At 54.2% G+C, this 26,506-nt stretch carries 25 protein-coding genes, 1 tRNA gene and 1 other RNA gene; 16 read left to right on the top strand and 11 right to left on the bottom strand.

Annotation, left to right across the window (positions count from 1 at the left end):
• The gene (betI, locus tag ACN06F_RS10100) at positions 1–624 is read right to left on the bottom strand and encodes a transcriptional regulator BetI (RefSeq protein WP_176472079.1); all 624 of its coding nucleotides are present in this window, start codon (positions 622–624) and stop codon (positions 1–3) included.
• Between the two features lie 191 nt (positions 625–815).
• On the opposite strand from betI, the gene ACN06F_RS10095 reads away from it, so the two are divergent.
• From ACN06F_RS10095 to ACN06F_RS10080, 4 genes are all read left to right on the top strand, one after another.
• Positions 816–1,748, top strand: coding sequence for a choline ABC transporter substrate-binding protein (locus ACN06F_RS10095; RefSeq protein WP_198349614.1), 933 nt, complete (start codon positions 816–818; stop codon positions 1,746–1,748).
• Positions 1,749–1,851: 103 nt separating this feature from the next.
• Positions 1,852–1,928: transfer RNA gene (locus ACN06F_RS10090), tRNA-Met, on the top strand.
• Between the two features lie 55 nt (positions 1,929–1,983).
• An RNA gene (gene ffs / locus ACN06F_RS10085) (signal recognition particle sRNA small type) lies at positions 1,984–2,080 on the top strand.
• 378 nt (positions 2,081–2,458) lie between these two features.
• Positions 2,459–2,887, top strand: coding sequence for a DUF488 domain-containing protein (locus tag ACN06F_RS10080; protein ID WP_120386863.1), 429 nt, complete (start codon positions 2,459–2,461; stop codon positions 2,885–2,887).
• Positions 2,888–2,970: 83 nt separating this feature from the next.
• On the opposite strand, the gene ACN06F_RS10075 is transcribed toward ACN06F_RS10080, so the two are convergent.
• The gene (locus ACN06F_RS10075) at positions 2,971–3,537 is read right to left on the bottom strand and encodes a YIP1 family protein (protein ID WP_038484915.1); all 567 of its coding nucleotides are present in this window, start codon (positions 3,535–3,537) and stop codon (positions 2,971–2,973) included.
• 126 nt (positions 3,538–3,663) lie between these two features.
• On the opposite strand from ACN06F_RS10075, the gene ACN06F_RS10070 reads away from it, so the two are divergent.
• Positions 3,664–4,080, top strand: a complete 417-nt coding sequence (locus ACN06F_RS10070) for a MarR family winged helix-turn-helix transcriptional regulator (RefSeq protein ID WP_433923844.1) — start codon at positions 3,664–3,666, stop codon at positions 4,078–4,080.
• Positions 4,081–4,268: 188 nt separating this feature from the next.
• On the opposite strand, the gene ACN06F_RS10065 is transcribed toward ACN06F_RS10070, so the two are convergent.
• The 5 genes from ACN06F_RS10065 to ACN06F_RS10045 all read right to left on the bottom strand — a co-directional run bounded on the left by ACN06F_RS10065 (position 4,269) and on the right by ACN06F_RS10045 (position 10,767).
• Positions 4,269–5,762 (bottom strand): MFS transporter, encoded by a 1,494-nt coding sequence (locus ACN06F_RS10065; RefSeq protein ID WP_433923843.1) that lies wholly within the window; start codon positions 5,760–5,762, stop codon positions 4,269–4,271.
• Between the two features lie 56 nt (positions 5,763–5,818).
• The gene (locus tag ACN06F_RS10060; RefSeq protein ID WP_433923842.1) at positions 5,819–6,277 is read right to left on the bottom strand and encodes a universal stress protein; all 459 of its coding nucleotides are present in this window, start codon (positions 6,275–6,277) and stop codon (positions 5,819–5,821) included.
• Positions 6,278–6,369: 92 nt separating this feature from the next.
• Entirely contained in the window at positions 6,370–7,962 is a 1,593-nt protein-coding gene (locus tag ACN06F_RS10055) for an antiporter (RefSeq protein ID WP_120386864.1), read from the bottom strand.
• 238 nt (positions 7,963–8,200) lie between these two features.
• Positions 8,201–8,869, bottom strand: a complete 669-nt coding sequence (gene narL / locus ACN06F_RS10050; RefSeq protein ID WP_415965601.1) for a two-component system response regulator NarL — start codon at positions 8,867–8,869, stop codon at positions 8,201–8,203.
• On the bottom strand, positions 8,869–10,767 hold the full coding sequence (locus ACN06F_RS10045; protein WP_433923841.1) for a type IV pili methyl-accepting chemotaxis transducer N-terminal domain-containing protein: 1,899 nt from the start codon (positions 10,765–10,767) through the stop codon (positions 8,869–8,871). Before ACN06F_RS10045 ends, narL begins: the two co-directional genes overlap by 1 nt.
• Positions 10,768–10,944: 177 nt before the next feature.
• Here ACN06F_RS10045 and ACN06F_RS10040 point away from each other — a divergent pair, with 177 nt between their 5' ends.
• The 3 genes from ACN06F_RS10040 to ACN06F_RS10030 all read left to right on the top strand — a co-directional run bounded on the left by ACN06F_RS10040 (position 10,945) and on the right by ACN06F_RS10030 (position 12,419).
• Entirely contained in the window at positions 10,945–11,514 is a 570-nt protein-coding gene (locus ACN06F_RS10040; RefSeq protein ID WP_433923840.1) for a hypothetical protein, read from the top strand.
• 84 nt (positions 11,515–11,598) lie between these two features.
• Positions 11,599–12,021 (top strand): ribonucleotide reductase subunit alpha, encoded by a 423-nt coding sequence (locus ACN06F_RS10035; RefSeq protein ID WP_287705646.1) that lies wholly within the window; start codon positions 11,599–11,601, stop codon positions 12,019–12,021.
• 11 nt (positions 12,022–12,032) lie between these two features.
• A complete protein-coding gene (locus ACN06F_RS10030) occupies positions 12,033–12,419 on the top strand; it encodes a SirB2 family protein (protein WP_433923839.1) in 387 nt (128 codons plus the stop codon).
• Here the strand turns inward: ACN06F_RS10030 and ACN06F_RS10025 are convergent, their stop codons facing one another.
• The 3 genes from ACN06F_RS10025 to hmpA form a co-directional block, all read right to left on the bottom strand.
• The gene (locus ACN06F_RS10025) at positions 12,420–12,770 is read right to left on the bottom strand and encodes a DUF488 domain-containing protein (RefSeq protein ID WP_198349628.1); all 351 of its coding nucleotides are present in this window, start codon (positions 12,768–12,770) and stop codon (positions 12,420–12,422) included.
• 69 nt (positions 12,771–12,839) lie between these two features.
• Complete coding sequence (locus ACN06F_RS10020; protein ID WP_038484890.1) at positions 12,840–13,406, bottom strand: Yip1 family protein; 567 nt, start codon at positions 13,404–13,406, stop codon at positions 12,840–12,842.
• A 184-nt stretch (positions 13,407–13,590) separates the two neighbouring features.
• Entirely contained in the window at positions 13,591–14,763 is a 1,173-nt protein-coding gene (gene hmpA, locus ACN06F_RS10015) for an NO-inducible flavohemoprotein (protein ID WP_433923838.1), read from the bottom strand.
• A 158-nt stretch (positions 14,764–14,921) separates the two neighbouring features.
• Between hmpA and ACN06F_RS10010 the strand changes: the two genes are divergently transcribed.
• The gene (locus tag ACN06F_RS10010; protein ID WP_095603050.1) at positions 14,922–16,133 is read left to right on the top strand and encodes an NnrS family protein; all 1,212 of its coding nucleotides are present in this window, start codon (positions 14,922–14,924) and stop codon (positions 16,131–16,133) included.
• A gap of 6 nt (positions 16,134–16,139) precedes the next feature.
• Here the strand turns inward: ACN06F_RS10010 and ACN06F_RS10005 are convergent, their stop codons facing one another.
• Positions 16,140–16,586, bottom strand: a complete 447-nt coding sequence (locus ACN06F_RS10005) for an Rrf2 family transcriptional regulator (RefSeq protein ID WP_253485398.1) — start codon at positions 16,584–16,586, stop codon at positions 16,140–16,142.
• Positions 16,587–16,897: 311 nt separating this feature from the next.
• On the opposite strand from ACN06F_RS10005, the gene ACN06F_RS10000 reads away from it, so the two are divergent.
• The 7 genes from ACN06F_RS10000 to ACN06F_RS09970 are packed head-to-tail and all read left to right on the top strand — an operon-like array spanning position 16,898 to position 26,485.
• Positions 16,898–20,680, top strand: a complete 3,783-nt coding sequence (locus ACN06F_RS10000) for a nitrate reductase subunit alpha (protein ID WP_433923837.1) — start codon at positions 16,898–16,900, stop codon at positions 20,678–20,680.
• On the top strand, positions 20,677–22,239 hold the full coding sequence (narH, locus tag ACN06F_RS09995) for a nitrate reductase subunit beta (RefSeq protein WP_253920650.1): 1,563 nt from the start codon (positions 20,677–20,679) through the stop codon (positions 22,237–22,239). The genes ACN06F_RS10000 and narH overlap by 4 nt, the downstream gene beginning before the upstream one ends.
• Positions 22,232–23,044: a nitrate reductase molybdenum cofactor assembly chaperone gene (gene narJ / locus ACN06F_RS09990; RefSeq protein ID WP_433923836.1), complete on the top strand. Its 813-nt coding sequence runs from the start codon at positions 22,232–22,234 to the stop codon at positions 23,042–23,044. The genes narH and narJ overlap by 8 nt, the downstream gene beginning before the upstream one ends.
• Positions 23,045–23,057: 13 nt before the next feature.
• Positions 23,058–23,750 (top strand): respiratory nitrate reductase subunit gamma, encoded by a 693-nt coding sequence (gene narI / locus ACN06F_RS09985; RefSeq protein WP_038484872.1) that lies wholly within the window; start codon positions 23,058–23,060, stop codon positions 23,748–23,750.
• Between the two features lie 40 nt (positions 23,751–23,790).
• Positions 23,791–24,612, top strand: a complete 822-nt coding sequence (locus ACN06F_RS09980; RefSeq protein ID WP_038484870.1) for a peptidylprolyl isomerase — start codon at positions 23,791–23,793, stop codon at positions 24,610–24,612.
• A gap of 35 nt (positions 24,613–24,647) precedes the next feature.
• Positions 24,648–25,226 (top strand): molybdenum cofactor biosynthesis protein B, encoded by a 579-nt coding sequence (moaB, locus tag ACN06F_RS09975; RefSeq protein WP_120386877.1) that lies wholly within the window; start codon positions 24,648–24,650, stop codon positions 25,224–25,226.
• The gene (locus tag ACN06F_RS09970) at positions 25,223–26,485 is read left to right on the top strand and encodes a molybdopterin molybdotransferase MoeA (protein ID WP_038484864.1); all 1,263 of its coding nucleotides are present in this window, start codon (positions 25,223–25,225) and stop codon (positions 26,483–26,485) included. Before moaB ends, ACN06F_RS09970 begins: the two co-directional genes overlap by 4 nt.
• Positions 26,486–26,506 lie beyond the last annotated feature (21 nt).

Below are 26,506 nucleotides of genomic sequence, written 5' to 3'. Positions count from 1 at the left end.
TTACTGTGTTTCTGCAGTGGATGCACGTTGCTGGCATCCATGATGAATAAGCAGTTGGTCGAGATAGGTGTGCGCAAGATGTCGCGCTTCAGCGGCGTCGAGCCCTTCTGGTGTAAGTGCACCACGCAGCCATAGACCATCAATCATCGCGGCCAGCCCGCGGGCGGCATTGCGAGCGTCTGCGCGGGGCATGACGCGCTGGAATTGATGGCATAAATTGGCGTACAAACGGCGATCGTTGACATTCTGAAGCCGCTGAAGCACGGGCTTATGCATGCTGCTAGCCCAAAAGGCGAGCCATGTTTTAGCGGCGGGGCCGGTCACCTGGGTGCGATCAAAGTTACCTTCGATGATGGCGCCAATATGCGCCCGAGGGGAGTCGTCTTCTAACGCACGGCGGCGTGCTGCAACGGCGTCGCTAAGATCGGTCAAGATCTGCCGCATCGTTGCTTCCAGCAGGCCATCCTTGCCGCCAAAGTAGTGACTAATAATGCCCGCCGAAACGCCAGCATGACGGGCAATTCGCATGACGGTTGCTTCTGCTAAACCAACTTCGTCAATGGCCGCCATGGTAGCCTTAATTAACTGCTGGCGGCGTATCGGTTCCATTCCCACCTTAGGCACAGCTATCTCCTACTGACGTTGAATGCCCATTGGCTCCTGTCCTTGAAAACCAGGAGTAGGCATGATTACCTGAGTATGATGACATTTTTTTATTGAACGTTCAATCAATAAAAGCCTGCGTTGTTTTCTCGTCTCTACGACTGTTGCGTATAGGGCGTGTTCATATAAAACCGATAATGGGGAAGGTCAACATGAAACGGACATACACACGAAGCCTAAGTACATTACTGCTGACTGCCTGTTTACCGGCAGCTGCCTATGCTAATGAGTGTAGTAGTGTTCGCTTTGCAGAAGTGGGTTGGACTGATATTACAGCAACGACAGCATTGGCTAGTGAAGTACTGGAAGCACTTGGTTATGAAACGCGTGTCGATACTGTCTCGGTGCCGATTGCTTATGCGGGCATGGGTAATAATGATTTTGACGTCTTTTTAGGTAACTGGATGCCATCGATGGCTTCTATCAGCGACCCCTATGTGGAGCGTGGCGAGGTTGAGCGCTTAGTGGTCAACCTTGAGGGAGCTAAGTACACCCTGGCGGTGCCCCAATATGTCTATGATGCGGGCGTGACCTCCGTTAATGATCTGGCAGAGCATGCTGATCAGTTTGAGCAGCGTTTACACGGCATTGAAGCTGGCAATGATGGTAACGAGCTGATTGAGCAAATGATTGATGATAACGCCTATGGGCTAGGTGATTGGCAAGTCATCGATTCGAGCGAGGCGGGTATGCTGGCTGAGCTTCGCGCGAGGGTACCCAATGAAAAATGGATGGTGTTTTTGGGTTGGGAACCGCATCCAATGAACACTAATTTTGATATGGCGTATTTATCTGATGCTGGCGACTATTTTGGTCCCAACCTGGGGGGCGCAACCGTGCATACCAATACCCGGGCAGGGTTTGTTGAAGCGTGCCCTAATGTTGGTGAACTGCTGAAAAATATGACGTTCACCCTGGAAATGGAAAACCAATTGATGAGCGCCATTATGGACGATGGGGTGGATCCGCGAGAGGCAGCGCGTAGTTACCTTAATGAAAACGATGATGTGTTAGCAGCATGGCTCGAAGGGGTGACTACTCGAGCTGGCGAAGAAGCGCTGCCAGCAGTCCAAGCAGCTTTATAAGTACACTATTCACTTAACAGGGTAGTTGAATGAAAGGTAGGTCGTTTTTGGCTTGCCTTTCATAGTTAAGATAGGCATAATCTGCACCCGTTGATGAGGGAAAGGCTACGTAGCTCAGCTGGTTAGAGCACATCACTCATAATGATGGGGTCCCCTGTTCAAATCAGGGCGTAGCCACCACATCAGCATTAGTACACTCACTTAGAAATATCAGAGTGTACCGTTATGGTGGCCCCTTAGGTCCTCCCGCAACGCTAAACTGCAAACCCCGCCAGGCCCGGAAGGGAGCAACGGTAGTGGTGGCTGCGTGTGCCGGGATGTGGCTTTTGGGGCCGCCTCCATTTCTAGTGCCTTTCTTACCTAAAACCACTGGTATAGATTATTTCTTGGTAACATTGCTATAGAAATAGTGATGCCATTCATAGAAGTAATGCCCATCGCTCCCGCGTCAAAAATTGCTGCAAATTTGTTAGCGCAAAAAGGCTATTAGCGTACTAATTGTTGTCGTCGTAGTTTGATACTGTTTTTCATTCTAAGTATTCAGATGCTGTTGTATCTTCGAAGCGCAGCCTGGACGCTCTCTATATCGCATCGCTACAAAGCGATATCCCTGATTTTCTGTTAGTTAATTTGTCGGGCATCTCTGCTGTACTATATTTATATGAATGACTCGCTGAAGCCATGGGCTCGCCGGCAGAGGTATATAGCCGATGTCTTATGAAATCATGCTCAAGCAAATATATGCGCCGATAGAGGCTTGTGACGGTACTCGTATATTGGCTGATTTATGGCCTGGAAGCCTATCACGCCGCTTGCTTGCTCTAGATGAATGGTACCCGGAGATAGCACCTGCATCTCAACTATGCCGTCAGTATCGTCAGCAAAAAATCAGTAAACCACTCTTTCTTGAGCGATACAGGAGTGAGCTGAAGGCGTGCCCTGATAAGCTACTGCCTTTAATGAGATTCGCACGCGCGGGTCGGGTGACCCTACTCACTGCCGCTCGTCAAATTGACGATTCCCATCTTTCGGTAATAAAAGAACTGACGCTATTAGCGCTTGCAGAGGAAGACGCGAGTGATCGTGAATTTTGCTCCTCTCCCTGCCTAGCGCACACGTTAGCCACTTCCCAGCGTTAGGCCGTTTGCTTAACGCGTCATCATTTGGCTTGATGATGACTGGTTTAGCGCCCCTGTAGGCCAGTGCGCCTAATGTTAATGGCTTAATAAGCCCAGATAACCGCAAACAAAATACCCCATCCCAGAGCACTGGCAGCCATAATTGTGTAAGTGGCTGAGATAGTAGCAACATCAACTTCTTGCTGAGTACAGAGTGCTTGTAAGCCGTGGTAAATCAAGCTGCAAGAGATGCCCAGCCCGCTGAGTATAATCACGACATTAAAAAATAAGTTGGGTACCAGGAGTGCCAACGACGAAGCAAATAAAGGCAGTGGTGCAAGCCCGGCAAGTAAATAGGCATCTTGATAGCTAATAGATAGCTCTTCAGTGCCATTGACTACAGCGTAGATTACCCACCCGATAACGAAAAAACTCAATATTTCTGCAAGGAAAATAATGGTGGTGATAAAACGCCACTCTCGGTCAGCAAAGCCCACCATAAATGTATCGCCGTAATGGTTGCCTGCATAATAGAGCATTACTGGCGGTAAGAGCGACATGGGTAAAACCACCAGCCACGCTAGTAAAGGAATGGAGGGGCAGGAAGTCTGTAACTCTTTCCAGCCTTCACGATGATTAAATGGTAATTTGAGAAAAGTGAGTGCTCTCATTCCAGGTCTCCTTGAAGGTGTAATTTCTATGATTATTTATATCATGATGTGATATTATGTTTTTTTAAAGACGCTATAAATTAGTGAGTCAGCCATAGTTGAGTATGTGGTAAACAGAGTTGGAAAATGACTAAAAAACAAGCCCTTGATAAAAATGACTTTGAGCGGTTATCGCAATTTCGTTATCGATTACGTTGTTTTCTTCGCCAGAGTGAAGATATCTGTCGCCGCTATGGGCTGACGCCATTGCAGTATCAATTACTGCTACATCTTCGTGGCTTCCATGGAAGAGATTGGGCAACGGTGGGGGAACTTGCTGAGCGGCTTCAATCAAAACATCATGGAGTAGTGGCGCTAGTCGACCGCTGTGAGCAACTATCGCTGGTTGTGCGGCGGCAAGGGCGTGAGGATCGCCGCCAAATAGAAGTGCATTTATTGGAAGAGGGCGTGAATCGGGTGACGCAGATTGCTGAAGCTCATCAACCTGAATTGCGTCATTTGCAGGAAGAGACGCCATTTCCTGGCTGGAATAAGCCCACTTAATGCAGCACTTAGAAGGTTTAATATAGTCAGTATACATTCCGTACCCTTGTCAGAAATGATAGGGGCGATTGCCGTGTATAGCTCTTAAGTGTGCTGTATGGCATTTCAGTTAGTTGCTGAACAATAGAGGCACTGTCCGAATCCAATCGACGCGAACAGTGCGGTGATGCTACAGATGATTCTAACGTTTAGTGCTTGGCACTCTGTAAAGCCTGTTCTTCGATGTCTCTATCAACAGAAGAGACGTAGTACTCGTCATCGAAAGCGCCTTCTGGCTCCTTGAGCCACACCAAGCAGATAACCCAACTGATGAAAGCGCCGGTCGCGATGATGTAGAAGAACTGCGATGGAGTGACAAACGTAAAGATGGTTAGGTAAACCACCGCGCCAACATTGCCGTAAGCGCCGGCCATTCCGGATATCTGCCCAGTGATGCGGCGCTTGATGGAGGGAATGATACCGAAGGTTGCTCCCTCGGCCCCTTGCACGAAAATCGAGGTGCCGATGGTCACCGCAATGGCCAGAATCAGTGGCCAACTTGAATTGAGCAAAGCCATCAGTAAGAACCCAACGCTAATGCCAAACATGTAGCACAGCATTACAAAACGCCGGTTGCCCATGCGGTCGGAAACCATGCCGCCCATGGGGCGCGCCACCAGATTGACGAACGCGAATGACGCAGCAATCAGGCCAGCGGTAGCCGCATTCAGGCCCCAGGTCTCCTCAAAGAACATGGGCAGCATCGATACCACCGCGAGTTCAGCGCCGAAGTTGGCAAAATAGGTGCTGTTAAGCGCCGCCACACTGTTGAACGAGTACTTATCATCCTCCGGTACACCCTTACGCAGGATCGGAAGGTTGACTCGCAGGATCTGGACAATTTGATAGATGACGATCGCGATAATGGCTAGGTAAGCGATAGTCGCACCGGTAACAGATAAGTAGCCCATATACTGAATACGCCAGACCAGAATGGCGAGTACGCCGACCAGTGGGATCGTCCAGATGATCAGCTTGATCATATCGCCCCAGGAGCTCACTTCCATGGCAGCGGATTTGCGTGGCTTACGGTGAGCCTGAGCATCCGGGCCATCGGTAATCGCGAACCAGTAGTAAATGCCGTAAGCAGCCATAACAATAGCGCTCTGGGCGATTGCCCAGCGCCAGCCATCGGGGCCGCCGTACATGCTCAGGGCGATGGTTGGCAGCGACATGGCCGCGACGGCGGAGCCGAAGTTACCCCAGCCAGCGTAGAAGCCTTCGGCGAAGCCGATGTCCTTGGGCTTGAACCACAACGCCGTCATGTGGATACCGACCACGAAGCTGGCGCCAATCGAGCTCAGTACCAGGCGTGCCACTAGTAGCTGCGTCATGCTGTTACCGAAAGCAAACGCCAGCGCCGGTAGCGACATAGTGACCATGAGCACCGAGAACACCCGTCGCGGGCCGAATCGATCCAGTGCCATACCAACGATGATACGCGCGGGAATCGTTAAGGCGACGTTGCAGATGGCGAACAGCTTGAGATCATCCGTGGTTAGCCAGTCGACGCTCTTGAGCATGCTCGACGCGAGCGGCGCCATGTTGAACCACACGTAAAAGGTAATAAAGAAGGCAATCCAGGTCAGGTGCAAGGCCCGAATTTCGGGGCTGCGAAACTTGAATACAGCGGAAACTTTCATGGTCGTATCGTCCTGTGTCCCAAATGTGGTCTATGCCAAAGGGAGGGAAAGGCTACTCAAGGGCTGGGTAGGATCAATAAGGGACACTCGGCGCGCCGGGCCAGGAACGAGCTGACGCTGCCAAAAGTCATGTAGTCGAGTTCATCAACAAAATAAGTCAACGACTTGGCGATGATGCCGCCGTCCGGCTGATGGCTATGGCGGGCAATCACCAGTAGGTCAGGAGAGAGTTTGCGAGTGGCCTGAAGCAGCATCTTGCGTGCGTCACCCTCGGCGAGAAGCTGCTCGGCTTGGAAGCCCTCGCCGATGGCGAATGCCACACCCTCATGAAGGTGCTGTTTAACCTCATCGTGCTCTTGCTGAAAAAGCGCCTCGTTGTTATCGGTAGCGTCGAGTGGGTTTTCCACCACGCCGACCAGTATCAGCAGTGGTTGGTTACAGCGGAACATATTGACGACCTGAGCAAGAGCCAGCTTGGCGTTTCGCGAACCGTCATAGGCGATCATGATTTTCATGGTGTCCTCCCGCAGTGGGGTAGGGGGTAAAGACCCGGAGCTTGGCTCCGGGCGTAAAGAAGCAAGCCCTATTAAGGGGTTCTAAACGTCTCTCAGGGGTTCTTAACGTAGGCACTTTTGCGTAGATAGAACCACCAGTTGATGACCAGGCAGATGGTGTAGAAGACCGCAAAGCCATACATGGCAAGTTCTGGTGTGCCGGCCTGGATTTGCTCACCCATTACTCGCGGGGCGATGAAGGCGCCATAGGCAGCGACGGCAGAGGTCCAGCCAAGTACTGGGCCTTTCTGCTGCTGGTCGAAAATCACGCCGATGCTGCGGAAGGTAGAGCCGTTGCCGATACCACTGGCAGCGAATAACACGATGAAAAGCAGCAGGAATAGCCAAAAGAATTGATTAGGATCAGTGGCGTTATAGGCCTGCATCATCACGTAGCCAGTGGCGACAGAGGCGACCACCATGATCGCAGAGATTATTTGGGTAACGATGGAGCCGCCCACTTTGTCGGAGATCCATCCGCCCAGCGGACGGATCAGAGCGCCCACGAAGGGGCCTATCCAGGCCCAGGTTAAAGCGCTGGGCGCCTCTGGGTTGGCCACGCGAATCAGCGTGCCATCGGCAGTGGCTTCCATCATGTTGCCGAAGATGACGTTGATAGAGAGCGGCAGGGCCGCAGAGAAGCCGATAAAGGAGCCGAAGGTCAGAATATAGAGGATGGTCATTGACCAGGTGTGCTTATTGGAAAATATCGCGAATTGCTTCTGGATATTGGGCTTGATATCGCCAGGAATCAGGCGCAACAACACCAGGGTTAGAACAATGGTTAGCGGCAAGGCAATCCACATATTAAGCCAGCTGAGAGCCAACATACCGATGATCGCGGTAACCATGCCGACGCCATAGAGGCCTAATATTTTGCTGAAAGCCGCCAGCGGCGAACCAGGATTGGGCGTAATGGTGCGGAGATTGTTCATGCCGAACCAACCGGCGAACGCTAATGGGATCAGGAATACGAGCCAAATAAAGCCAGCATTCTGGATCCAGGTGTCGGTCCCTGCTTCGATCCGACCAATCAACGTACCGCTAGCGCTTTGCAATTCCATTGGCGAACCGGCCATAGCGCCAAAAATGCCGACGGTCATTACCAGTGGGATGACAATCTGCATGGTAGTGACGCCGAAATTACCAAGGCCTGCATTCATGCCCAGGGCGTAACCTTGCTGTTTGCTGGGATAAAAAGTGGAAATGTTGCTCATTGAACAAGCGAAGTTACCGCCACCGATACCGGAAAGTAGCGCCAACGCCTGGAATACCCAAAACGGCGTGCCTGGGTTCATCAAGGCGATACCAGTGCCGGCAGCAGGGATCATCAATAGCGCGGTGGTCAGGAAGATAGTGTTACGCCCGCCAGCGATGCGGATCATGAACGATGCTGGGATGCGCAGTGTGGCACCTGCTAGACCGGCAAGCGCTGTTAGTGAAAATAGCTGGTTAACCGTGAACGAAAAACCCAGGTTCTGCATCTGGGTGGTAATCATTCCCCACATCATCCAGACAGCGAATCCCATCAGCAGGCTGGGAATGGATATCCATAGGTTGCGGTTGGCAATGTGCTTGCCTTCCTGTTCCCAGAATTGGGCGTCTTCGACATTCCATTTCTCAATGTCGGCATTTCTCTTGCTCATGGCGATTTCCCCTTGGCATCGAACCTTTCTGCATCTAGCAGTTAGAAAGCAAGATACGCTGGAGGAAGATATTGGGAAATAGGTGAAAATGACATGAAAAACAGCGACATACCTCTTGAGAGGTAGTCGCTGAAAAGCCTCGATTCGTTGATTTTAAAGAGAAAAAATCGAGAGGGGGTAAAGGCGGGTCAGGGCAGAAGTACTCTGTGAGTCTTTGGAGGTAACCACACAGAATCGACTAGTGATCGATACCTTCCTGGACTGCCCAGACGGCGGCTTCGACACGGGAGCGTAAGTTGAGCTTTTTGAGCAGATGCTTGACGTGAACCTTGACCGTGCCTTCGGTAATATCCAGCTTGCGCGCGATGAGCTTGTTGGAGAGTCCGCCAGCAAGCTGTTGTAGAATTTCGCGTTCACGCTGCGTCAGACTATGAATATCCGGAGTGGTGGGGGCATTGCGCTGATTACGCAGCGCTTCAGCGAGTAGGGCGGTTAGGCTTTCGCTGATGACCATGCGTCCCAAAGCAGCTTGACGCAGCTGGCGCACCATGTCTTCAGGCTCCATATCCTTTAGCAGATAACCGTCGGCACCGTTGCGTAGCGCCGCGACCACATCATCCTCATGGTCGGAAACAGTGAACATCACCACACGGCCGCTATAGTTGGCTTCCCGTAGGCGGCGCAAGGCTTCTAAACCATTGACGCCCGGCATGTTTAAATCCAGTAAAACCAAGTCAGGCTCCAGTTTGAGAGCCAGTGCAATGCCCTCTTCAGGGTCGCCCGTCTCGCCAACCAGTTCAAGATCGTCCTCTAGTTCAAGCAACTGGGCGACGCCACGCCTCAGTAGCGGGTGGTCATCAATAATCATTAGCGTGGCGGGTGTATCGTTGGCAGTGGTCAGCGTCATTAAGAAGCCCCTGTACCTAAGTGAGAGTCTGAGGCAGCCGTAACAGGCTGCTGCTGAATTAAGCGAGCGGTCAACGGGGTGAAGGCTATCTCAATGCTGGCTCCTCCAGCGGGGCGATTGGTGATACTCAGCTCCCCGTTCAGGGTAGTGGTTCGGTCGCGAATGATCACCAAACCGTAGTGCATAGGCGGCGAGCTATTGTCTTCCAGGCCGATACCATCATCCTCAATACGCACTAACAGGCGAGCATCGGCGAAATGCACAGTGACCCCAGCCCAGTGGGCTTGGGCGTGCTTGTGGGTATTAGCCAGCGCCTCGCGAATGATCTGCAGCACGTGAATTTCTTCATTGGGATTAAGTAGGTAAGGCGGCACATCATAGTTAAGCTCGACCGTTACCTCCATGCGCTGGCTAAATTCTTCGACGGTCTGGCGTAAGGCAAATTGCAGCCCTGGCCCCTCTAGTTTGAGCCGAAAGGTAGTAAGCAGTTCACGCAGTTGACGATAGGCGCTGTTTAAACCGGTACGCAGCTCGTCGAATACCGCAGACTGCATCTCTCGAGAGGCGTCTTTTTGCTGCATACGTTCGAGTCGCGCAACCTGCATCTTTAGATAAGAGAGCGATTGGGCTAGCGAGTCGTGAAGTTCGCGGGCAATGATGGTCCGCTCGTTGATCAGCGTGACGTGCTGCTGCTCCTCGATACGCCGCTGCAGGTACACCGCCGTGGCCAACTGGTCGGCTAACATGGTGAGCAACCGACGGGTGCTATCGTTGAGCCGCTCCTGGTGATACCACACTTCCAGGGTGCCAAGCAGCGTGTCGCCGACGCTGATAGGTAGCAGTAAACATTGGGACTGGTTATTGGACACCATCTCCAAGGGGCGGGGATCAATCAGGCAGGCGTGGCACTCCTGGTCACGGCAATACTCTGGCCGGGTACGTGAGTGGGTTTCCAAAACCGGCATTTCCCGTTGGTCGAAAGGATCGTTGAGGGAAAGCCGAATCGGCCCGATATCCAGCAGGTTTTCCAGTTCGCGCAGCATAGGTGCTGCGCTAGAGCAAAGGTCGTTACCGCCGCCATACAGTGAACGGCTGGCATCATGCATTACTCGCAGCGCCTGATTGCTGCGCTCAAGCTCCTGTTTCTTGCGCGATACCTTGTCTTCCAATGCGGCGTAGCTGGTTGCCAGCTCGGCAGACATCTTATTAAAGGTGTGGCCCAGCAAAGCCAGCTCATCACTGCCGCGTAGCTCTGAGCGTGGCTTGAAATTACGTTGCGCCGCCTCGCGGGCAAGCACCATCAGCTGGCGCAGCGGCACTACCAGGTTATGGCGAACATCGTAAAGGGCTATCGAAACCACGATAGCGATCAGCACCAGAAAAAGTAGTTGCATCATCCCCAGTAGCCGCACCTTAGCCTCGGTGCTCTGCTCCAGATAGGTCACTAGCACTTCAATGTCACTGACCATCTCAACGATCATCATTTCTAGCGTAGCGAGGTCTAGCGCCGTGCCATCGGCCGGAGCCTCTAGTGCCGGGCGAAGCGAGTGTTGCCAGTAGCTCTGAAGTTTTTCCAGTTGACGGCGGCGCTCATGACGATCATCAATGGGGATCGTTTGTTGTAGCGTTGTGCCATACAAGCGTTGATCGAAGCTCGAAATCAGTCCTTCGAGCTGCTCCTCGCTTGTCTTCTCTGGAGCATACTCCAGGCGTTGCAAGGCTCCCATAATCTGATAGGCATTCATGCGTAACGAGCCAGCGACATTAATCGCGGCCGCATCGCCACGGCTGCTGTTAGACATTGTCATGGTCAGGGTGATACTGATGAGTGCCATCCCGCTAATGGCAAGCAGGGACGCAATGATGCGAGCAACCAGGGAGCGCTGAAGTAATTTCATGGCATTTCCGATAGCGCGAAAGAGGTAAGAGAGTGTGGCACTGTCTGCATTTCGATACGAGGGCTATTCCTTTGGGGTTAGCCAGCCTACCTCCGATGCCTTTTTGACCTACGCCCAGTATTTACCGACAATTCTGGCATGTCTTCCGATGTCTTTATACCCTCGCTGGGAAACGCCATGCCATCATCTGTGCCGCCTCCCACGTTGGAGACATCAACACAGCCAGTAAATGGTTATCAGTTGCTGGTAGCCATGCTGCTAATGCCGCTAGCAAGCGCTTTAGCGGTGGCGACCTGGACACTTTATGCTCTGCTTGCAAAGCAGCCTGTCTATGTGTTGGTACCGTTGATGAGTGGTGTGCTGTTGGCGTGGCCGGCCTGGTATATCGCCAAACGGGGCGACACCTGCCGCTTGATGCAGTGGCTATTGTTGGGGCTAGCGTTGGCGCTGGGCGGGTTTGGGTTGGCTAGCCAGCCGTGGGAGTTTTTGTTGGTAGGGGCTGGGCTTGGGCTGGGAGGAGCGGTGATTACCACCGGCATCGCCCACGCCAAAGGCTGGATGCCTGGTCGTTGGGTGTGTCTTTGTATCGCCCTTTTTCTGGCGTTAGCGGCGGGGGTAGGGCTTTCCTTGCGAATGGCGCCCCTGGTAGTTCAAGCCTATGGTTGGCGCGCGGCGCCACTTAGCCTGTTGATCCCTCTGTTCATGGTAATGCTGCTGCTGTGGCTTTTCGTAGAGTCACCTGAGTAACGTCGCCTATTAGTCTCACCTGTTCATTCTTAACTACTCTCTCTCTCCTTCTGATTCTTAACTACTAGCGATAAGGCTCACTTTATGACCACAGTTGTTATGACCACCGGTTTTATGACTATAGCGACGTTTGCCGATTTACTGCAGGAAGCACGTAAACAACCTAATCCCCAGCGCCTGCTGTTTGTGTTCGTTCGCGCAGAGCTGCCCGATTTCCCCGATGCTGAACAGCGCCGTCGCTTCGAACAGGGTGAAGGGGGTGTGTTGGTGCCGGTGGTCTGCGTAGATAAGTCGACCCAGGAACTGAGCAGTATGGCGGCGTTGGTCGAGGAGTCACGGCGTACCGAGATCGAATGGGATCTTGTCTTCACTGCTGCCATGGACGATCCAAAAGATGATGCCGAGGTTGAACGGCAACTCCAGCGTATGATGGAGTCGCTGCAAATGGGTAATATCACCGCCTATCTTGCCTTCGATCATCACGGCAATGCGGTTAACGTCGGCTAGGGATGGTTAGCATGGAGCACTATTTCCTCATCAAGCATTTGCACATGACGGCCGCTGCGCTGAGCATCACGTTATTCGTAGTGCGCGCCTGGTGGTCGGTGCAGGAAAGCCCGCGACTCAACGCCCGTTGGGTCAAGGTATTGCCTCATCTTATTGATACGGCTCTGTTGGGGCTGGGGGTGACTTTGATGGTATTGCTTTCCGTATGGCCCTGGCAGCTTCCCTGGCTTGGCGCCAAGCTATTAGCACTGCTGGCCTATATCGGTATTGGTACCATTGCGATTAAACGTGGGGCCACGCCAGCGGTGCGAGCCCTAGCCGCGGTAGTGGCAGTGGCCATCTTTGCCTATATGGTGGGGGCTGCTGTTCACCACAGCCCGCTTTCCTGGTTGGGCTGATTATTTCAGCATTCTTAAGTACTGGCGAAGTACCTCGGCATTGTTGCGGCGCTCTTCCTTAGAAGCAAACACCAGAGTAACTCGCTCTTTCCTGGCACGTTGTGCAAGGTCCCGAAGAGTCTCGCGATAGGACGTTAATTCTTTGAGATAGCGTCGGCGGAAGCCATTCCAATCGAGTGAGTCAGTATGAAACGCTTTGCGAAGCTCGCTGCTCGGTGCAATTTCCTTACGCCACTCATTAATTTTAGCATCCTCCTTGGACACCCCGCGTGGCCAGATACCATCGACGAGAACACGATAACCATCCTTGTTGTGCGGTGATTCGTAGGCACGCTTTAATTCGATACTCATCGTTACCTCGTTAGTCACTGTATCGCCCTCTAAACCTAGCGAGTTAGTAGCCTCCGTTCTACCTGAAGTTTAATAAGCCCAAACAATAGCCATCAGTAGACCCCATGCCAGCATTCCGGCGGCCATAACGGTGTAAGTTACAGACATTGTTGTGACGTCATTTGCTGAGCGTTTACACAGAGCCTGCAACCCGTGGTAGACCAAACTGCAAGAGATACCAAGTGCTACTAGCACTATCAGGGTATTGAACAACAGGCTAGGGATCAGCAGGGCGATCGCTGCAGACCAAAGTGGTAAAGGTGCTAGGGCTGCCACCAGATAAGCGTCGTGGTAGCTAATTGATAGATCCCGATCGCTATTGACCACCGCGTGAATTAGCCAGCCCATCACGAAGAAGGTGAGCAGCTCAGCCAAGAACAGAATGGTAGTGATGAAGCGCCACTGTCGGTCAGCAAAGCCTGGAGCAAAAATATCTCCGTAGTGTGTGCCCGCGTAATAGAGCATCACCGGGGGGAGTAACGACATGGGCAGCACGATGCACCAAGCCAGAGTGGCGATTGAAGGATGGCGTTGCTGGAGGTCTTTCCATCCCGCTAAATGGGTAAAGGGCAATTGAATAATGCTTAGAGGGGTCATTGTGTTAGCCTCGCCGCCGGTTGAGATCGTAGCTGATAATTAAAATATCATGTTGTGATGTTATTTAAGGAGTAGGACTTACTGGCGGTTCTGTCAAGGTAGTTCTGCTTTCATCTAACGAGAGGATCGCAGTTGGCTGAGCTGTTAATGAGCGGCCTCAGGTAGATGCCGAGGCCGCCCATTATTAAGCTGCGTCGAGTGGGCGTGAGGGGCCAAAGTGCTCAAAGTGTCGGCGATCCTCGTCGACTCCCAATTCTGACAACGCATTATTAATCGCTGTCATAAACCCTTGAGGGCCGACGAAATAGCAGCGCGCCTTAAGATCAGGCAGGTAGTGAGCTAATAAGCTGCGGTCGATACGACCAATATGTTCGGCTTCGTTGCCACGCTCATGAATGCGGACAGCCTTAAGGCGTTGAGGATACTCGCTTTTCAGCGTCTCTAATTCACCTTTAAAGGCCTGATGTTCGGCATCCAGGGCGGCGTGTAGATAGATAACTTGCCGCCCAAGGGACAGGGCATGGCGTGCCATGGGGAGCAGGGGCGTTTGCCCAACGCCGCCGCTGGCAAGCAGCAGAGGCTCGTCACCTTCAATCAGCGTGAGGTCACCTGCTGGTGGTAATAGTTCCAAGGTGTCGCCGGGTTGTAAGACATCGTGGAAGTGGCGGCTGACTTGGCCCTGTTCTTCGCGTTTGATCGAGATTCGATAGCTTTGACCATTCGGCGTGTCTGAGAGGCTGTAATGCCGATAAACCAGCTCGCCATTAATGGTTAGACGTACACCGATATACTGCCCCGGCTCATGGTCAGCCACACGACCGCCATCCTCAGGTTCAAGGATAAAAGAGCGAATTAAAGCGCTTTCCTGCTGGGTACTGGCAATCTTGAAACGGCGTGTGCCACGCCATCCGCCAGGGCGCTGTTCAAACTCACGATAGCGCTGATCTTCGAGGTCGATCAACAGGGCGGCAAGCTCGTTATATAGAGCGCCCCATGCGTCGGCGATTTCCGGGGTGACAGCTTCAACCAGCACTTCGCCAATGGCCGCCAGTAGGCATTCACCGACAATAGGGTACTGCTCGGGAAGAATGCCTAGCGAGACGTGTTTACTGACCACGACATCCAAAGTAGCACGCGCCTGAGCTGGATTACTGCGTAGTTGCACATAGGCCAACACGGCGTTGGCGAGAGCACGAGGCTGGCCGCCGCTTTGCTGGTGTACCTCATTAAAAAGCGGTTTGACCTCTGGATAGCGGCTAAACATCAGCGGATAGAAGCGTTGGGTAATCGCATTTAGGTGTTCGGCCACGATGGGAGCTGTCGCGTTGATCAGCTTTTCCTGCTCATGTGTTAGCACTATTACTACCTCGGTATATTAAAATGTATTCAAAATGCATCTTAATGATATGGGTCTACAAAAGCTAGCCATAAGATGTATTTTTGATGCATGTCATGGTCTTTGTTGATGTCTAGGCGCACACTCATATTTCCAAGTAAATTAGTCGGGATTACGCCATGTCAACGACCACCTCATCCCAGCCTGTTTCTAAGCTTAAGCATTTACCCTTAATGCGCCTGGCTTTTAGGCCTTTCTTTCTGCTGGCCGCGCTGTTTAGTGTGGCGTCCCTCTTGGTGTGGTTGGCCTTCTGGCACGGCACTATTTTGCTGCGACCTTATGGCGGTCTGGTTTTCTGGCATCAGCATGAAATGTTGTTTGGCTTTGCCGCGGCGGTGGTAGCAGGATTTTTACTAACCGCTGTGCGTAACTGGACAGGGTTGCCGAGTTTAAACGGCGGGCCGCTGCTGGGTCTGGTGGTGCTATGGCTATTAGGTCGGGGGCTGATGGCTTTCCCCATGGGGCTGCCGGAGTGGATGTTGCTGACGGTTGACCTAGCGTTTCTGCCAATTGTCGCTATTGTTATGGCGCGTCTCGTTATCACCGCAAAGCGTTGGCGCAACTTGATCTTTGTACCTGTGCTGTTGCTGTTTGCCACGGCTAACCTGGCGATGCACTTAGGGGTGGTGCAAGGCGACGCCGAGCTGATCCGCCAAGCCGCCTACTTAGCCGTACTGTTAATCACACTGATGATGACCGTCGTGGGCGGACGCGTGATTGCCATGTTCACTGCCAATCGTTTGGGCCGCACCAAACCTGAACCTATTGCTTTGCTCGAAGGAGTGACGCTGTTGAGTACGGCTGGCGTAGTCGTGCTGCAGCTGGTCATCATGTTGGGGGTTGCCATTCCTACTTTATTAATGGGGGGAGTGATGCTCTTAGCAGCGTTGGCCAACACTGTTCGCATGGCGCGTTGGGGTGGGTTGCATAGCTGGCGTGAACCTTTACTTTGGGGGCTCCATGGTAGTTACGCCTGCATTCCGCTAGGGCTTGTCATGTGGGTCTTGGCACTCATGGGGCTGATGCGCGTTGAACTTGCCGTGCACGCTCTGACCATTGGTGGCATGGGCACCATGATGCTGGCCATGATGGCCAGGGTTTCGCTAGGTCATACGGGCCGCCCCATACGCACATTGCCTGGTATTGGTGTGGCGCTGGGCTTAATGCTAATAGCCGCCTTGGTGCGCTCACCCGTCTTGGCGTTATTTCCTCAGATTACCCACTGGACCTATACGCTGAGCATCATCTTCTGGTGCTTAGCCTACGCAATATTTCTCGCGCACTACACTTGGCCGCTGATGCAGGCGCGAGTCGACGGTCAGGATGGCTAGGGAGTGCTATGCGCTGACGGTAGGAATGCGCATAAGTTGCGCCAGTTGAGATCGTTGACTGCCCAGCAGGTCGGCCAACGTATAGTGGTCTAGCACACCTATAAATGCTGACAGTGCATCATTAAGAATCGGTTGAAGGCGACATGCAGGCGTAATGATGCAGGCGTTGTCGCTATGAAAGCACTCCACTAACGCCATGTCATGCTCCATCTCGCGTACTAGCTCGCCTAACCCAATGGTGGCGGGGTCCCGTGTCAGCAGTAAGCCGCCATTCTTGCCACGAATAGCGGTAACGTAGTTCTTTTGACTTAGCTCTTGAACGATTTTCATCAAATGATTGCGTGAGATATTAAAGGTCTCGGCAATCTCGTGAATGGTAGAGCGCTCCTCTCCCTTGGTAGCAAGAAAGATTAATACGCGTATCGAATAATCAGTGAATCGGGTGAGGTGCATGGAGTGCGTTTTGCTCCGAGAGTAATCCGGCTATAAAAAGCATGTTGTATGAATGTTCAGTGAGTTGCAATGTAAACGTAGTTGAAGGCCTGCGAGCATATTCCGCTCCGCTACAGCAAGCATTCAAGCACGGTGTAATTTCAACAGCGCCAACCGTCTATTCCTTTACGTTGGCCGCTCTATCACCTTAGGGGTAGATAGGGTGTATATGGAGGTAATCACGCAGTAATTCCCTTGTCGATCACGCAGAATCCACTCCATGGAGCCCGCCTGGCGGGTACGCAAATTTCCGAGGAGCCTGGAGATCGACCATGAGTCACTTCATAGATCGGCTGAATTTCTTCCGCAAGTCCCGTGAGCCTTTTGCCAACGAACACGGTGAGCTACGCAGCGAATCCCGCCAGTGGGAAGATAGTTATCGTGCCCGCTGGCAGCACGACAAAGTGGTACGCAGCACCCATGGGGTGAACTGCACCGGCTCTTGTAGCTGGAAGATCTACGTTAAGAACGGTTTAGTTACCTGGGAAACCCAGCAGACTGACTACCCCCGTACCCGTCCCGACCTGCCTAACCATGAGCCGCGTGGCTGCCCCCGCGGCGCCAGCTACTCCTGGTATCTGTACAGCGCTAACCGCCTCAAGTACCCGTTGATTCGTAAGCCGTTGCTGGCGCTATGGCGCGAAGCGCTCAAGGCTAATCCAGACCCGGTCGACGCCTGGGCGTCTATTGTTGAAGACCCTGCCAAAACTAAACAGTACAAGCGTGCCCGCGGCATGGGCGGCTTCGTTCGCGGTAACTGGGATGAGCTCAACGAGCTGGTCGCTGCCTCTAACGTTTACACCGCTAAGCAGTACGGCCCTGATCGTATCCTTGGCTTTTCGCCGATTCCTGCCATGTCGATGGTCAGCTACGCCGCGGGTAGCCGCTACCTGTCGCTGATAGGCGGCGTCTGCATGAGCTTCTACGACTGGTACTGTGACTTGCCGCCGGCCTCGCCAATGACCTGGGGTGAGCAGACCGACGTACCTGAATCCGCTGACTGGTACAACTCCGGCTATATTATCGCCTGGGGCTCTAATGTGCCTCAAACGCGTACCCCGGATGCCCACTTCTTTACCGAAGTACGTTACAAGGGCACTAAGACGGTCTCGATCACCCCGGATTATGCCGAAGTCTCCAAACTGACTGACGAGTGGCTGTCCGCCAAACAGGGCACCGATGCCGCCCTGGCGATGGCCATGGGCCACGTCATTCTCAAAGAGTTCCACCTCGATAACCCGAGTGCTTACTTCACTGACTATGTGCGCCGCTATACCGACATGCCGTTCCTGGTGGAACTGGAAGTGCGTGAAGATGGCAGCTTCGCACCGGGTCGCCAACTGCGTGCAAGTGATTTTGATGCTGCCCTGGGTCAGGAAAACAATCCCGAGTGGAAAACCGTCGCCTGGGACGAAACCCGTGACCAGCTGGTGGTGCCACGCGGTTCAATCGGTTTCCGCTGGGGCGAAACCGGCGACGAAGTGGGCAAGTGGAATCTGGAATCGCTGGACGCCGCAGGCACTGAAATCAAGCCGTTGCTAAGTTTGGTCAACCACCACGATAGCGTCGCGCGCGTGGCGTTCCCTTACTTCGGTGGCATCGAGCACGAGCACTTTGAGCACGTCAAAGGGGCCGGTGTAGGCGCCGCCGATGACCTACTGTTCCACAATTTGCCCGCCAAACGCTTGAAGAGAGCCGATGGCAGCGACATGCTGGCGGTCACCGTTTTTGATCTGATGTGTGCCAACTACGGTATCGACCGTGGCTTTGTTGGCGACGGCGAAGATGATGGCGCGACCTCATTTGATCAGATTCGTCCCTATACCCCCGCGTGGCAGGAGAAAATCACCGGCGTCCCTGCAGAGCAGTGCACCCGCATTGCCCGTGAATTTGCCGATAACGCCCATAAAACCAACGGCCGTAGCATGATCATCGTTGGTGCCGGTATGAACCACTGGTACCACATGGATATGAACTACCGCGGCCTGATTAACATGCTGGTCATGTGTGGCTGTATCGGTCAGAGCGGTGGCGGCTGGGCCCACTATGTTGGTCAGGAAAAACTGCGTCCGCAGACTGGCTGGACGCCTTTGGCCTTTGGCCTCGACTGGCAGCGCCCGCCGCGCCATATGAACTCTACTTCCTTCTTCTATAGTCACTCCTCCCAGTGGCGCTACGAGAAGCTAGAGATTAAAGAAATTCTTTCGCCGTTGGCCAAGGCCGAGGATTACCCCGGTAGCCTGATTGACTTTAACGTGCGTGCTGAGCGCATGGGCTGGCTGCCGTCAGCACCACAACTGGACACTAACCCGCTACGCCTAGCGAAAAAAGCCGAAGCCGCGGGTATGTCGACAGCCGACTATGCTGTTCAGCAGCTCAAGAGCGGTGAACTGCGCTTTGCCGCGGAAGACCCGGATGCGCCAGAGAACTTCCCGCGTAATATGTTCATCTGGCGCTCCAACCTGCTGGGTAGTTCCGGTAAGGGCCATGAGTACATGCTCAAGTACCTGCTGGGTACTCGCCACGGTATTCAGGGTAAAGATCTGGGCGACTTCGGCGGCCAGAAGCCCGAAGAAGTGGTATGGCGTGACGAGGCGCCGGAAGGCAAGCTCGACCTGCTGGTGACGCTGGATTTCCGCATGTCCACCACCTGCCTCTACTCGGATATCGTGCTGCCTACGGCGACCTGGTATGAGAAGGACGACCTTAACACTTCTGACATGCACCCCTTTATTCACCCCTTGACTGCCGCCACCGACCCGGCCTGGGAATCGCGTAGCGATTGGGATATTTACAAGGGTATTGCCAAGGCTTTCTCCAAGGTGTGTGTAGGCCACCTGGGCGAAGAGACCGACCTGGTCACGCTGCCGATGCAGCACGACTCGCCAGGAGAGTTGGCCCAACCGGCGGTGATGGATTGGAAGAAGGGCGAATGCGCGCCGATTCCCGGCAAGACCATGCCATCGCTGATTGAAGTCAAGCGCAACTATCCCGAAACCTATGAGCGCTTCACCTCCGTAGGGCCGCTGCTGGAAAGCATCGGTAACGGCGGCAAGGGTATCGCTTGGAACACCGATGCGGAAGTCGAGCTGCTGGGCAAACTCAACCATCGCAAGCTGGATGGTCCGCATAAAGGGCGTCCGTTGATCGACAGCGCTATCGATGCCGCCGAGATGATTCTGACCCTGGCACCGGAAACCAATGGCGCCGTGGCAGTAAAAGCGTGGGATGCGCTTTCCAAGATTACCGGGCGTGATCACACGCATTTGGCTAAGCCTAAGCACGAAGAGAAAATTCGCTTCCGCGATATCGTCGCTCAGCCACGCAAGATTATCTCCAGCCCGACCTGGTCCGGCCTTGAGGATGAGCATGTCTCCTATAACGCCGGTTACACCAACGTTCACGAGCTGATTCCATGGCGCACCGTGAGTGGTCGTCAGCAGTTCTATCAGGATCATGCCTGGATGCGCGCATTCGGTGAAAGCCTGCTGGTCTATCGTCCGCCCATCGATACCAAGGCGGCCAAAGGCTTCCAGCTTCCCGCCGACAACGGCTTCAAGAGCAAGGCGCTGAACTTCCTCACGCCGCACCAGAAGTGGGGCATCCACTCCACTTACTCGGACAACCTGCTGATGTTGACGCTTAACCGAGGCGGCCCGGTGGTGTGGCTCTCCGAGGCAGATGCGGCTGAGATCGATATCGAGGACAACGACTGGATCGAGGTCTACAACGCCAACGGCTCGATTGCTGCGCGGGCAGTGGTCAGCCAGCGGGTCAAAGCGGGCATGGTGATGATGTACCACGCTCAGGAGCGCAACGTGAACGTCCCTGGCTCTGAGGTCACCGGTACGCGGGGCGGTATTCACAACTCGGTCACCCGGGTCTGCCCCAAGCCAACCCACATGATCGGCGGCTACGCGCAGCTCTCTTACAGTTTTAATTATTACGGCACCGTCGGCTCAAACCGCGATGAGTTCGTGTTAGTGCGCAAGATGAAGCACGTTGACTGGCTGGATGGTGAGGGCAATGACAGCGTTCAGGAGGCCGTGAAATGAAGATTCGTTCCCAGGTAGGCATGGTTCTCAACCTTGATAAGTGTATTGGTTGCCACACCTGTTCGGTGACCTGCAAAAATGTCTGGACCAGTCGCGAAGGTATGGAGTACGCCTGGTTCAACAATGTCGAGACCAAGCCCGGTATCGGCTATCCCAAAGAGTGGGAGAACCAGGCCAAGTGGAAGGGCGGCTGGATGCGCCGTAACGACGGTCGGATTGAACCGCGTATTGGTGGCAAATGGCGGGTGCTGGCGAATATCTTCGCCAACCCCGACTTGCCCGAGATGGATGACTACTATGAGCCGTTCACGTTCGACTACCAACACCTGCATACCGCCAAGATCGGCGAGCACCAGCCGGTGGCGCGTCCGCGCTCGCTGATTTCCGGTCAGCGTATGAAAAAGATTGAATGGGGCCCCAACTGGGAAGAGATTCTCGGCACCGAGTTCGCCAAGCGGCGCAAAGACGCCAACTTCGACAAGGTGCAGGCAGATATTTACGGCCAGTTCGAAAACACCTTCATGATGTATCTGCCGCGCCTGTGCGAGCACTGTTTGAACCCCACCTGTGTGGCGTCCTGCCCCAGCGGTGCGATCTACAAGCGGGAAGAGGACGGCATCGTTCTAATCGACCAGGACAAGTGCCGTGGCTGGCGTATGTGTATCTCCGGCTGCCCCTACAAGAAGATCTACTACAACTGGAAAAGCGGTAAGTCCGAGAAGTGTATCTTCTGTTATCCGCGTATCGAGGCCGGCCAGCCGACCATCTGCTCCGAGACCTGTGTGGGCCGCATTCGCTATCTCGGCGTACTGCTGTATGACGCTGACCGTATCGAGGAAGTGGCAAGCTCCCCTGACGAGCGTGATCTCTACCACCGCCAGTGCGAGATTTTCCTAGATCCCAACGATCCGGAAGTGATTGCCCAGGCCAAGCGGGATGGCATCCAGGATAACGTCATCAAAGCCGCCCAGGCCTCTCCGGTCTACAAGATGGCTATCGACTGGGGATTGGCGCTGCCGCTGCACCCGGAATACCGCACGCTGCCGATGGTGTGGTACGTACCGCCGCTGTCGCCGATTCAATCCGCCGCTGAGGCGGGGCATGTCGAGTTCGACGGCATCCTGCCCAAGATTGAATCGCTGCGTATCCCGGTGAAGTACCTAGCTAACCTGTTGACTGCCGGTGAAGAGGAGCCCGTGGTGTTGGCACTCAAGCGCTTAATGGCGATGCGGGTCTATATGCGCGGCAAGCACGTAGAGGGTTCACCCAACGCCGACGTGCTCGATGCCGTGGGTCTGAGCGTCGCTCAGGTAGAGGAGATGTACCGCTACCTAGCCATTGCCAACTATGAGGATCGTTTTGTGATCCCCACCAGCCATCGAGAAATGGCCACCGAAGCCTTCCCGGAACGGGGCGGATGCGGCTTTACCTTTGGTGATGGTTGCCATGGTGAGAGCCAGCCCAACTTGTTTAATGGCCGTAAGCAGACCAGCGTGTTGGTGAAACCGGTAGAGGTCTTCGACCCGCAGCCACAACTTGAGGAGTCTCGTCATGACTGAAGCCGCTACCCAATCGCCGATCCCGGTAGAGCCGTCGCTCGAACCGCTACAGGGTATGCGTAGCCTACGCGTACTGGCCCGCCTGCTCGATTACCCGACCCAGGAACTGCAGGATGCCAGCGGCGAGCTCATCGAAATTCTCAATGCCGAGCGCCGCCTGGGGGCGGCTCTCAAATCGTCGCTAATGGAGTGGTGTCAGCGTCTCCAAGAGGGCGACCTGCTTGAGCTACAGGCCGAGTACGTCGCCATGTTCGATAAGGGGCGGGCTACGTCGCTGCTGCTATTCGAACACGTTCACGGTGAGTCCCGTGATCGTGGTCAGGCCATGGTGGATCTCATGGCCGAGTACAGCGCGGCCGGTTTTGAGCTGGATGCCCGTGAACTGCCCGATCATCTACCGGTATTTCTTGAATACCTTTCAATGTGCGACGACGCCGAGATAGGCCGCTGGCTGGGCGAAATACGCCATATTCTAGCGTTGCTGACGGCACGGCTGGAGGAGCGGGGAGCGGATCACGCGCTAGTACCGCTGTCACTATTGGCGTTAATCGGCGCCGAGGGAGATGTCGAGGAGCATCGGCCCCAGGTCAAAAAAGAAGTGCCGGACAACACCCCCGAAGCCTTGGACGCCGTATGGGAAGAAGAAGCGGTGCGTTTCTCAGCGACCTCTGACGAAGACTGTGCGCTGCAGTCTGCTGAAGGTCGCCGCTTGGTTGAGCGCAAGCACACCGTTCAGAGCCAGCCGGTACGCATTATGCCTGCTCCGTCTTTAAATGCCTCTTCCGCTCCTTCCGCCGATCGTTAATAGGAGAATCACCATGTATGACGCGATTGCGCATTACTTAACCCATCTGATCTACGGTTACTACCCCTATCTCGCGGGCACGGTGTTTCTGCTTGGCAGCCTGCTCCGTTTTGATCATGGTCAGTACACTTGGAAGACCGGTTCTAGCCAGATGCTCTCTTCAAAGAACATGCGCCTGGGCAGCAACCTGTTTCATATCGGGATTATCGTGATTTTCTTCGGTCACTTGGTGGGCATGCTCACGCCGCACTGGGTTTATGAGCCGTTCCTGCACGCCGGTACTAAACAGCTAGTGGCTATCGTGGTGGGCGGTATTGCCGGTGCCATGTGCGTGGTGGGCGGCGCCATGTTGCTCTATCGTCGTCTGGCCAACCCGCGCGTAAAGGCGTCGTCGAGCATGATGGATACCTTGATCTTGGGCTTGATCGTCTTACAGGCGTGCCTAGGTATGGTGACCATCATCTTCTCGTTGGGCCATATGGACGGCGAGATGATGCTAACGCTCTCCAGCTGGGCGCAGTCGATTGTCTTCTTCAGCGGCGGTGCGGCGGACTACATGCAGGAAGTGTCGTGGATCTACAAACTGCATATCTTTATCGGCCTGACCATCATCCTGCTGTTCCCCTTTACCCGCTTGGTGCATGTGTGGAGCGCGCCGTTTGGCTATGTGACCCGGCGTTATCAGCTTGTCCGCCGTCGTGGCTAAAAACTGGCTTGTGCTCGGCCAGGCCTAGAGGAGAAATAATATGCAGATGATTGATATCGAACAGTTACCTGGGGGCGTTGCTGCGCCTCCGGTACGTGTCGGTGATACCCCTATCGATGAAGCAACGATTGCGTTGGAGATGCAGTACCACCCCGCCGAAACGGCGGGAGAGGCCCAGCTTCAGGCAGCCCGTGCGTTGGTGGTCAGAGAGCTGCTTCGCCAGCGTGCTAGCGTCCTGGGCCTACTATTGACACAGGACGTTAGCGAGGCACAGGAAGATGCGGCGATTGCTGCTTTGCTCGAACAGGAGCTTGAGGTGCCCGAACCGGGGGAAGCAGATTGCCAGCGCTTTTTTGACACCCACCGTGAGCGCTTTAGCGAACCAGTGCAGTTACGCGTTCGGCATATCCTGCTCGCGGCCGCACCCGATGACTCCCAGGGTCGCGACGATGCTTACCAGCTTGGCGAAAAGCTACTCGAACAGCTTAATCAGATACCCGAACGGTTTGCCGAATTTGCTCAACACCACTCCGCGTGCCCTTCAAAAGAGCTGGATGGTGATTTGGGTTGGCTAGTGTCGGGGCAAACCGTTCCAGAGTTGGACCGCGCTTTGCAGCACCTGCCCGAAGGTCTACATGAGCGCCCCTTGGCGTCTCGCTATGGCTGGCATGTGGTCAGTATTGACGAGCGCAGAGAAGGTAGGGCGTTACCTTTCGATCAAGTGATTGACCGGGTGCGCCATAGCCTTCGGGAGCAGGCAACTCGACGTGCGCTGCGTCACTATTTGCTGATGTTAGAGAGCGAAATAGGCGTCGAAGGGATTGTGCTGGATGACGATGCTGGCGGCAGCTTGATGCAATAGCTTGAAGCAATAGGAAAGCTAATAGGAGAGGCTTGATGTCCCATGTTCCTGTAGATGCTCTTTTCATTCCGCTTGGCATCGCGGTGTTAACCGTTTCCGATACGCGTGGATTCGATGAGGATGGCAGTGGTGACTTACTCGCCGCGCATCTTATTGAAAGCGGCCATAACCTAATGGAGCGGCGCATCGTGCCTGATGATATTTATCAGGTTCGTGCTGTGGTTTCGGAATGGATTGCGCGTAAAGAAATTCAGACGATACTGGTGAATGGCGGTACGGGCTTCACTGCTCGCGATACCACACCTGAGGCGTTAGTTCCTCTTTTTGACAAAGCAATTGAGGGGTATGGCGAGCTGTTTCGCTACTACTCTCTGCAAACGATTGGCACGTCGACTATTCAATCTAGGGCAGTGGCGGGGGTTGCCAACCAGACACTGTTGTTTGCGATGCCCGGTTCGCCCAAAGCATGTGAATTGGCGTGGGAAAAAATCATCTCATTGCAGTTGGACTCCCGCACTCGGCCCTGCAACTTTGTAGCAATGGTGTTGCCTTCTGCTCCTGCTTGTAGTGGACGTCAAGTAGAAACGACGTCGCATGTTTCGGAGCGCTTATGAACTGTCAATGCGCAGAAATAGTCACGCCCGGCTTATTAAATTTATTTGATGCACGCCAACGAGTTATCGACGCAGCCACGCCGATTAATGCCGTAGAAAACGTCTCCCTTGAACAGTCGGCGGGGCGAGTGCTGGCAGAAATGGTGGTTGCACCTCTCGATATGCCGGGCGTGGACAATAGCGCTATGGATGGTTACGCGCTGTGTCTGGCTGATTACCAAGCGGCACCTCGCGGTGCAGGCCTACCCATTCTTCAACGCGTGCCAGCTGGCGCAGGTGTCATGCTGCTACCCGAAGGGGGCTGCGCGCGTATTTTCACCGGCGCGCCGGTACCCATAGGGGCTGATATTGTGGTGCCTCAAGAGCGGGTAACCCTTGATAAGCGTGGGCATATACACCTCGAGGGTAGCTTGGTGCTAGGCGCTAATATTCGCCGTCAAGGCGAGGAAACCCGCATGGGAACCCCGCTACTCGCTGCGGGTAAGTTTCTTGACTCAGCGTCGATTGCGCTTCTGGCAAGCCACGGGATCAATATCGTTGCCGTCAAGCGGCGCCTACGGGTGGCATTGCTCTCAACCGGCGATGAGCTGATTGCCCCAGGCGCGGTGCGATCTCCGGGACAGGTATACGACAGCAATCGCGCCATGCTTAACGTACTGCTCGCACAAGCGCAGTGCGATGTACTGGATCTGGGCGTCATCGCTGATTCGCCGCAGTCATTGCACCAGGCCTTTGAGCACGCACAAACCATTGCAGATGTGGTGATATGCACCGGTGGCGTTTCGGTAGGCGAGGAGGATCACGTTCGTCCGGTGATCGAGCAGCGCGGTGGGCTACATTTTCATGGTGTTGCGATGAAACCCGGAAAGCCTTTTGCATTCGGTTATCTGGGCGCGGAGCCTTCCACTTGCACGCCGTTAATGGCGCTGCCGGGTAACCCCGTGGCCTCCCTGGTGGGCTGGCAACTGCTGGCGCTGCCGTTTATTCATGCTATGCAGGGTCGACACTTAGCTGCGCTACAGTGTTTTCCAGTCAAGGCAGGCTTCTCTCAGCGTGGCCCCAAGGGGCGCTGCGAGCTATTACGGGTAGTGTTGGATTGGTCACAGGGGAGTCCCGTGGCGCAGTTAGCGGGCGGACAGGGCTCGCATATGCTTGGTGCGGCTAGCCAAGCTGATGGTTATTTAATGATTAACCCCGAAATCGATGTGGCAGAAGGGGAGGCGTATCACTACTACCCCATCAATCAGTTCGCCGCTTGAATCACTTTTTCAGTCGTGACC

The organism is Vreelandella sp. 21, assembly GCF_050995515.1.
GTDB lineage: Bacteria > Pseudomonadota > Gammaproteobacteria > Pseudomonadales > Halomonadaceae > Vreelandella > Vreelandella alkaliphila.
This window is presented reverse-complemented; position numbering and strand designations above follow the sequence as displayed.